11 protein-coding genes are annotated in these 7,033 nt (G+C 72.3%); 3 read left to right on the forward strand and 8 right to left on the reverse strand.

What is annotated here, in order from left to right:
• Nucleotides 1–43 precede the first annotated feature (43 nt).
• Nucleotides 44–1,009, forward strand: a complete 966-nt coding sequence (locus HII36_RS36315; RefSeq protein ID WP_173527850.1) for an NAD-dependent epimerase/dehydratase family protein — start codon at nt 44–46, stop codon at nt 1,007–1,009.
• Nucleotides 1,003–1,659: a glycosyltransferase family 2 protein gene (locus tag HII36_RS36320; RefSeq protein ID WP_328808045.1), complete on the forward strand. Its 657-nt coding sequence runs from the start codon at nt 1,003–1,005 to the stop codon at nt 1,657–1,659. The genes HII36_RS36315 and HII36_RS36320 overlap by 7 nt, the downstream gene beginning before the upstream one ends.
• A gap of 59 nt (nt 1,660–1,718) precedes the next feature.
• Here HII36_RS36320 and HII36_RS36325 read toward each other — a convergent pair whose 3' ends face one another.
• From HII36_RS36325 to HII36_RS36350, 6 genes are all read right to left on the reverse strand, one after another.
• A complete protein-coding gene (locus HII36_RS36325) occupies nt 1,719–1,931 on the reverse strand; it encodes a hypothetical protein (protein WP_173527851.1) in 213 nt (70 codons plus the stop codon).
• A 94-nt stretch (nt 1,932–2,025) separates the two neighbouring features.
• Nucleotides 2,026–2,376 (reverse strand): YybH family protein, encoded by a 351-nt coding sequence (locus tag HII36_RS36330; RefSeq protein WP_173527852.1) that lies wholly within the window; start codon nt 2,374–2,376, stop codon nt 2,026–2,028.
• A 3-nt stretch (nt 2,377–2,379) separates the two neighbouring features.
• Nucleotides 2,380–2,697 carry a DUF3140 domain-containing protein gene (locus HII36_RS36335; protein WP_173527853.1) on the reverse strand — a complete coding sequence of 106 codons (318 nt, stop codon included), beginning with the start codon at nt 2,695–2,697 and terminating at the stop codon, nt 2,380–2,382.
• A gap of 28 nt (nt 2,698–2,725) precedes the next feature.
• Nucleotides 2,726–3,382 (reverse strand): response regulator, encoded by a 657-nt coding sequence (locus tag HII36_RS36340; protein ID WP_173527854.1) that lies wholly within the window; start codon nt 3,380–3,382, stop codon nt 2,726–2,728.
• Nucleotides 3,379–4,554, reverse strand: coding sequence for a sensor histidine kinase (locus tag HII36_RS36345; protein ID WP_236004230.1), 1,176 nt, complete (start codon nt 4,552–4,554; stop codon nt 3,379–3,381). The genes HII36_RS36340 and HII36_RS36345 overlap by 4 nt, the downstream gene beginning before the upstream one ends.
• Nucleotides 4,555–4,570: 16 nt before the next feature.
• Entirely contained in the window at nt 4,571–5,155 is a 585-nt protein-coding gene (locus HII36_RS36350) for a hypothetical protein (RefSeq protein WP_173527855.1), read from the reverse strand.
• Nucleotides 5,156–5,376: 221 nt separating this feature from the next.
• On the opposite strand from HII36_RS36350, the gene HII36_RS36355 reads away from it, so the two are divergent.
• On the forward strand, nt 5,377–6,126 hold the full coding sequence (locus tag HII36_RS36355; protein ID WP_173527856.1) for an SRPBCC family protein: 750 nt from the start codon (nt 5,377–5,379) through the stop codon (nt 6,124–6,126).
• A gap of 49 nt (nt 6,127–6,175) precedes the next feature.
• On the opposite strand, the gene HII36_RS36360 is transcribed toward HII36_RS36355, so the two are convergent.
• Nucleotides 6,176–6,622: a YdeI/OmpD-associated family protein gene (locus HII36_RS36360; RefSeq protein WP_173527857.1), complete on the reverse strand. Its 447-nt coding sequence runs from the start codon at nt 6,620–6,622 to the stop codon at nt 6,176–6,178.
• A partial coding sequence (locus tag HII36_RS36365) for an alpha/beta fold hydrolase (protein ID WP_407940845.1) occupies nt 6,619–7,033 on the reverse strand: 415 nt, incomplete at its 5' end. The genes HII36_RS36360 and HII36_RS36365, both read right to left, overlap by 4 nt.

The raw sequence follows: 7,033 nt of genomic DNA on the forward strand, positions 1-7,033 counted from the left end.
TTCGTAAGATCCGGGCGGCGCGGGCCGGTGTTGGATCGGGCGCATGCGCGTGTTGCTCACCGGCTCCGCCGGATTCATCGGCGGTCACGTCGCCGCGGCGCTGAGCGGCCACGACGTGGTCACCGCCGACCTGCGCACCGGCGTGGACGTCCGCGACGCCGGGGCGCTGGACCGGCTGCTGCCCGGCGTCGACGCGGTGGTGCACCAGGCCGCCAAGGTCGGGCTCGGCGTGAACGTGGCCGACCTGCCCGGCTACGCCTCGGCCAACGTGTACGGCACCGCCGTCCTGCTGGCCGCGATGGCCAGGCACGACGTCCACCGGCTCGTCCTGGCCTCCTCGATGGTCGTCTACGGCGAAGGCGCCTACGCCTGCCAGGCGCACGGCCGGGTGCGCCCGGCGCCCAGGCACCCGGCGGACCTGGACCTGGGCCGGTTCGAGCCCGGCTGCCCGGCCTGCGGCTCGGCGCTGACCCCGCTGCCCGTCGGCGAGGACGCCGCGCCCGACCCGCGCAACGCCTACGCCACCACCAAGCTCGCCCAGGAACACCTGGCGGCCGGCTGGGCCAGGGAGACCGGCGGCGTCGCCGTCGCCCTGCGCTACCACAACGTCTACGGGCCGGGGATGCCGAGGGACACGCCGTACGCCGGGGTGGCGTCGATCTTCCTGTCGGCGCTGCGGGCCGGCCGGTCGCCCAGGGTCTTCGAGGACGGGCGGCAGCGCCGCGACTTCATCCACGTCAAGGACGTGGCCAGGGCGAACGTCCTGGCCCTCGGCGCGGGCACGCCGGGCGGGCTGAGCGCGTACAACGTGGCCACCGGCAGCCCGCGCACGGTCGGCGACCTCGCGCGGGCGCTGGCCGGGCACACCGGCGGGCCCGAGCCGGTGACGACCGGCGAGTACCGGCTCGGCGACGTGCGCCACATCACCGCCGCCGCGAACCTGGCCGCCGCCGAGCTGGGCTTCGAGTGCGAGATCGGCTTCCAGGAAGGACTCGCGGACCTGTGCTGATCGACGTCGTGCTGCCCTGCCTGGACGAGGCCGCGGCCCTGCCCTGGGTGCTGACGCGGATGCCCGGCGGCTACCGGCCCATCGTGGTGGACAACGGTTCGGCCGACGGTTCCGCCGAGGTGGCCGCCGCGCTCGGCGCGGTCGTCGTCCGCGAGCCGCGCCGCGGCTTCGGCGCCGCCTGCCAGGCCGGCCTGCGGGCGGCGCGCAGCGAGGTGGTGTGCTTCATGGACGCCGACGCCTCGCTCGACCCCCGCCAGCTCCCGCGCGTGAGCGACCCGGTCGTGGCGGGGGAGAGCGACCTGGTGCTGGGCCGCCGCAATCCGGCGCGTGGCGCCTGGCCAGCGCACGCCAGGCTGGGCAACGCCGTGCTGGCCCGGCGGCTGCGCAGGGGCGCCGGGGTGCCGCTGCGCGACCTGGGGCCGATGCGGGCCTGCCGCCGCGCGCCGCTGGCCGCGCTGGGCCTGACCGACGCGCGGTTCGGCTACCCGCTGGAGATGGTGCTGCGCGCGGCCGCGGCCGGCTGGCGCGTCACCGAGGCGGACGTCGACTACTTCCCGCGCACCGGCCGCTCGAAGGTGACCGGGACCGTCCGCGGCACACTGCGCGCCATCGCGGACATGCGCGCCGTGCTCGCCGAACACCGCCGCTGACCCCGCTCACGGGCAGCGGACGACCATCCCCGCGTACGACGGACTCCCGCCGAACCCGGTCAGCCGGCGGAGAGGCGGTCGAACAGGGTCAGCGCCGCCTGCCGGACCTCCACCGGCGACAGCCCGCCCAGTGTCTGCCTGGCGTGGGTGATGTCGCGCGTGGTCGCCAGCGTGATGGCCACCGACGACGCGGCGGCGCGGTCGATCGATCCCGTCGGTGCGGCGTCGGCCAACTGCTGGGCGCTCGCGGCGAGGTCGAGGTTGTCTCTCAACGGATCTCCTCCGGGTGATGCCTGTTGCCGGATGATGCCTGTTGCCATGATGCTGGACACCGGACGCGGCCGGGATGGCGGCACGGCCATTGCATCACTTGGCGTCGTGTCGCATCCACCATTCGGTGAATTCATGGCATCGCCCATCCGGGGCGAAACGGATGACCCAGAGATTGCTGTAGGTCTTGTCTGGATATGTCGTGACGCCCTGGATGACGCTCACCTCGTCCGTCACGCTCACCGGGTGCCACTCGAACGTCCACTCGCCCGGCCGGTCCTTGCGGCCCAGCCAGCTCGACACGATCTCGTCGCGCCCCTGCCAGGGCGTGCTGTACGGCTCGGTGCGGTAGAGGGCGTCCTCGGTGAACAGGGCGCCGATGTCGTCGGGATCGTTGGAGTCCCACGCGCGCACATAACCGTCGATCCACGGTTTCGGCTCAGCCATGATCTACCCCCGCAACGGGTCGTGCCCCACGGTCATCAGCGTGCGGCGCGAACCGTCGTCGGTCATCTCGCCCATGGTCTCGACGAGATTCACGACCTCGCGCATCACCTCGATGTCCGCCTTGGTCAGATCGCCCTTCCGCTTGCTCAGCACGTGCAGCACGCCGCGGCCGAGCTCGTCGATGCCCAGATCGGGATCGGCGGGGAAGCCGTTCTCGTCCGAGGCGTCGGCGAGCAGGTAGGCCCGCAGTTCCTCGGAGTTCATGTTGACCGCCCGGTGGAACTCGTCCCACAGCACGTTGGTGTCGAAACCCTCTGTCATACGGCCCGCCTACCCGCCTGGCCTCACGTTACGCACCCGGAACGGTCAGCCCCGACTCATAAGCCGTGATCACCGCCTGCACTCTGTCGCGCAGCCCGAGCTTGGAGAGCACGTTGCTGACGTGCGTTTTCACCGTGTGCTCGCTGACCACCATGGCCTCGGCGATCTCCGCGTTCGACAGGCCGCGGGCGATGAGCTGCAGGGTCTCGCGCTCGCGCGCGGTCAGGACGTCCAGCGCCCCGGCCACCGCCCGGGAGGCGGCCACCGGCCTGGCGGTGAACTCGGAGATCAGCTTGGTCGTCACGGCCGGGGCCAGCAACGACTCGCCGCCGGCCACCACCCGTACCGCGTTCACCAGGTCGTCGCGGCGCACGTCCTTCAGGAGGAAGCCGCTCGCGCCGGCGCGCAACGCGTCGTAGACGTAGTCGTCGTGGTCGAACGTGGTCAGCATGAGCACCCGGCACCGGGTCTCCGCGCACACCACCCTGGCCGCCTCGATGCCGTCCATCCTGGGCATGCGGATGTCGAGCAGCAGCACGTCCGGGTCGTGCGCGCGCACCGCGGCCACGGCCTCCACGCCGTCGCCGGCCTCGGCCACCACCTCGATGTCCGGCTGGGCGTCCAGGATCATCGCGAAACCGCCTCTGACCAGCTCCTGGTCGTCGGCCACCACCACCCGCGTCATGGCCGCGCCACCGGCAGCGTTGCCGACACGGCGAAACCGGTGCCGCCGTCGGTGCGCGGCCCGGCCGTGGCCGTGCCACCACAGGCGGCGGCCCGTTCGCGGATGCCGATGAGCCCGTTGCCGCCGGAGGGCAGCGCGCGGCCCGTGCCCGGCCCGTCGTCCACGATCTCGATCATCAGATGGTCGTCCTCCCAGGTGAGGCGGATCTCGGCGTGTCGCGCGCCGGAGTGCTTGACGACGTTGGTGAGTGCTTCCTGCGTGATCCGGTAGGCCGCGACCGCGCCGTCGGCGGTGATCGGGCGCGGCTCGCCCTTGGCGGTGAAGGCCACGTCGAGGCCGGTGCCTGCGACCTGCTCGGCCAGCGCGGGCAGCTCGTCGATGGTGGGCTGCGGCGCGCGGGGCGCCTCGTCCTGCTTGAGCACCCCGAGCATGCTCCTGAGCTGCGTCATCGCGTCACGTCCCGCGGTGGCGATGGCGTCGAACGCGGCCTCGGCCCTGGCCGGGTTGCTCCTGACCACCACGGGACCGGCCTCGGCCTGCACCACCATCAGGCTGACGGCGTGGGCGAGGATGTCGTGCATGTCCCTGGCGATTCTGGCCCGCTCGCGCTGGGCCGCGCGTTCCGCCTCCATCTGACGTTCCCTCTCCAGCCTCTCGGCCCGTTCCTCCAGCGCGGCGGCGTGGGCGAGGGTGACCGCCCTGGCCCTGCCGATGGCGTACGCGGCCACGAACAACACGGTCCCGCGGCCGGCGGTGTCGGGCGAGCCCGCCAGCACCACGCCGCCGACGACGGTGAGGATCAGCGTGCCGATCCTGAGCGGCTTGGGCGAGCGCAGGGCCACGGTGTAACAGGCGACGAGCGCGCCGTACCAGATGGGCTGGCGGGCGACGTGGTCGACGAGGTCGTAGCTCATGCCGATGAGCAGGCTCACGACCAGGACGGTCACCGGCGCCCGGCGCCGCCAGACCAGCGGGACGGACATGCCGACCGCGGACGCGTATCCCCACCAGTGCCAGGGCTGTCCGGTCGCCTCGTCGGGGGAGAGCAGCGGCCAGACCTGCGCCACCGCGATCAACAGGGCGAGCGCCCCGTCCACGAGAGTGGGAGGGAGCGCTCTGAGCCTGCGACGGGCGGCCGACACGAGAGGCATCTCGGTCAGCGGATCGGACATCACATGCCATTTTCCCCTACGCATGGGCGAGCGCGTGCCGTCCGGCGGCGGCGTTCGCGCGGGCCAGCGGCAGGAATCCGACGAGCATGAGAACCGCGGCGACCGGGATGAAGTCCAGGCCGGCCATCGGCACGGCGGTGCCGAGCAGGACCAGGACCGGGGTCCAGGCGGGGACCGCCCGGTGCACGGCCAGGTGGACGACCAGGGCGAACTGCGCGATGTAGAACAGGAAGGGACCGGCGTCGTAGACCGCGAGCGAGACCCCGGGCACGGCCTGCACCTGGTCGAACAGGGGGCCCATGGCGTCGTGGTCGGCGGCCAGGAACCCGACCACGATGTCGATCGAGAACTGGACGAGCAGGCAGGCGACGCCGACCAGGCCGACGACCAGTTCGGCGGTGGCGACCCGGGTCCGGCCCCCCCTCGTCCACATGTCGCGGAAGGTCATGGCGAACAGCACGAGAGCGCCCATGAACGCGAGATGCCCGGCCGTCCAGGCGAACCCGGGGCCACGGCTGCCGTCCAGGCCGTCCAGCAGTCTGAGTACGCCATAGGCCAGGACGAGCAGCGGGGCGGCCACGTAGGCGGAGCGGATGTTCATCGCGGGATCTCCTCAAGGGGGTGGTTCGATGCCCCTTATCCTGCGATTTCGCGCCGCGGAAGTGATCGCCGAGCCGGGCGATCCTCCGCCTCACTCTCAAGAGTGAGACGGCTCGCCCGTACGACCCAGCCGGTGGCTCACCGACAAATCCAGAGGATCTTGACAATGGTTTTTGTCGGTGGAATCGTCGGCCGCACATTCATCGGCAGGAGGGACCCGTCATGGCCCACGAGTTCGAAGTACGTCACGAAGTCACCCTGGAGGCTCGCCCGGAACAGGTCTGGCAGGCCATCGCCGAGGGCCCGGGCATTGACTCCTGGTTCATGGGCCGCACCGAACTCGAACCCCGCGAGGGCGGCACGGTCACCCAGACCTTCCCCGGCGACGTCCCCGTCCGGTCGACGATCACCGCCTGGGAGCCGGGCAAGCGCCTGGCGTACGGCAGCGAGAAGAACCCCGACGGGACGTCCATGGCGTTCGAGTACCTCATCGAGGGCCGCGACTCCGGCACCACGGTGGTCCGCCTGGTGCACAGCGGCTTCCTCGGCGACGACTGGGAGGCCGAGTACGACGCGCTCAAGCTCGGCGACCTGCAGTACCTCTACAAGCTGGCCGCCTATCTCAAGTACTTCCCCGGCCGGATCTCCACCCACAACCTGTTCCTGGTCAGGCCCGAGGTGGCGGCCGGGGCGTTCCGCGCCGCGCTCGCGCAGGCGCTCGGGGTGCGCGGGGAGCTCAGGAAGGGCCTGCCGGTGGTCGTCTCCGTGCCGGGGTTCCCGGCCGAGCAGGGCGTCGTGGAGTGGGTGACCGACCCGGGCATCTTCGTCGGCGTCCGTACCGACCAGGGGCTGTACATGTTCGTGCACGCGCAGGAGACGGCGGTGGTCGAGCACCACGGCTACCGCGACCTCGACGGGCGGGCGCTGGAGCGCGGCTGGGAGTCGTGGCTCGCGCGGTCCTTCGCCGGCTGAACCCCGGGCCGGTCGAACCGCCGGCCATCCGCTGAGCCGGGCGGCCGGCTCAGCTCTGACCGTTCGCGAGCTTGGCCACCGTGCCCGCCACGCGGCGGGCCCGGGTCTCCGGCTTCTTGGCGTCCGCGATGTGCAGCACGTGCCGCCGCTTGAGCGAGTACGACAGCCCCTCGAAGAACCGCCGCGCCTCGGGTGACCCGGCGAGCGCGGCGGCCAGGTCGCCGGGCACCTCCACCTCGCGCGGCGCGGTGTCGAGCGTCAGCGTGACCTCCAGTTCGTCACCCGCCGCGACCCCGGCGCCCTGCCGGTGCTCGGCGCTGAGCGGGAGCATGAACCGCCCGCCCATGACCGCGACCGTGCTGCGGTAGGCGTAGCCGTTGACCGTGACGTCGACGGCCGGCCGCCGGCCGCTGCCGAGGCTCTCGACCACCTCAGCGGGCACCTCGAACCCGGTCGCGGTCTTGCCGCCCAGCTCCAGCGTGGTCAGGAACCTCATGCGAAGAACTCCTTCAGTACCGGCGCGAGCGCCTCGGGCTTGACGATGTGGGTCTGGCCTTCGAGCGTGCGGTGGGCCGCCCCGGGCAGGACGGACGCCAGCGCCTTGACCCCGTTACGCATCCAGGCCGGGCTCTTGCCGCCGTCGATGACCAGCGTGGTCGCGGTGATCGAGGCCCAGGCCGCGGCCGGCAGCGGCAGGCCCCGCTCGTACGCGGTCACGAACGCCGCGTCGTAGGGCAGCGTGTGCGCCACGGCCTTGAGCTTCGACCAGGCCGGCATCAGCGGCATCATGGCCACGACCGGGGCGGGCAGGTTCACGCCGCGGCGCATGAAGTAGCGCACGGCCGCGCCGCGCCGTCCCGCGGCCACCAGATCGCTCAGGTGCCGCTGGTAGTCGGCGGGGATGGGC

It is taken from the genome of Nonomuraea antri, assembly GCF_013283785.1.
Lineage (GTDB): Bacteria > Actinomycetota > Actinomycetes > Streptosporangiales > Streptosporangiaceae > Nonomuraea > Nonomuraea antri.

Excerpts from the sequence above, each read along its gene's own strand:
- HII36_RS36315 (WP_173527850.1), top strand. The coding sequence starts at position 44 with ATGCGCGTGTTGCTCACCGGCTCCGCCGGATTCATCGGCGGTCACGTC.
- HII36_RS36330 (WP_173527852.1), bottom strand. The coding sequence starts at position 2,376 with ATGGCTGAGCCGAAACCGTGGATCGACGGTTATGTGCGCGCGTGGGAC.
- HII36_RS36335 (WP_173527853.1), bottom strand. The coding sequence starts at position 2,697 with ATGACAGAGGGTTTCGACACCAACGTGCTGTGGGACGAGTTCCACCGG.
- HII36_RS36340 (WP_173527854.1), bottom strand. The coding sequence starts at position 3,382 with ATGACGCGGGTGGTGGTGGCCGACGACCAGGAGCTGGTCAGAGGCGGT.
- HII36_RS36345 (WP_236004230.1), bottom strand. The coding sequence starts at position 4,554 with ATGTCCGATCCGCTGACCGAGATGCCTCTCGTGTCGGCCGCCCGTCGC.
- HII36_RS36350 (WP_173527855.1), bottom strand. The coding sequence starts at position 5,155 with ATGAACATCCGCTCCGCCTACGTGGCCGCCCCGCTGCTCGTCCTGGCC.
- HII36_RS36355 (WP_173527856.1), top strand. The coding sequence starts at position 5,377 with ATGGCCCACGAGTTCGAAGTACGTCACGAAGTCACCCTGGAGGCTCGC.
- HII36_RS36360 (WP_173527857.1), bottom strand. The coding sequence starts at position 6,622 with ATGAGGTTCCTGACCACGCTGGAGCTGGGCGGCAAGACCGCGACCGGG.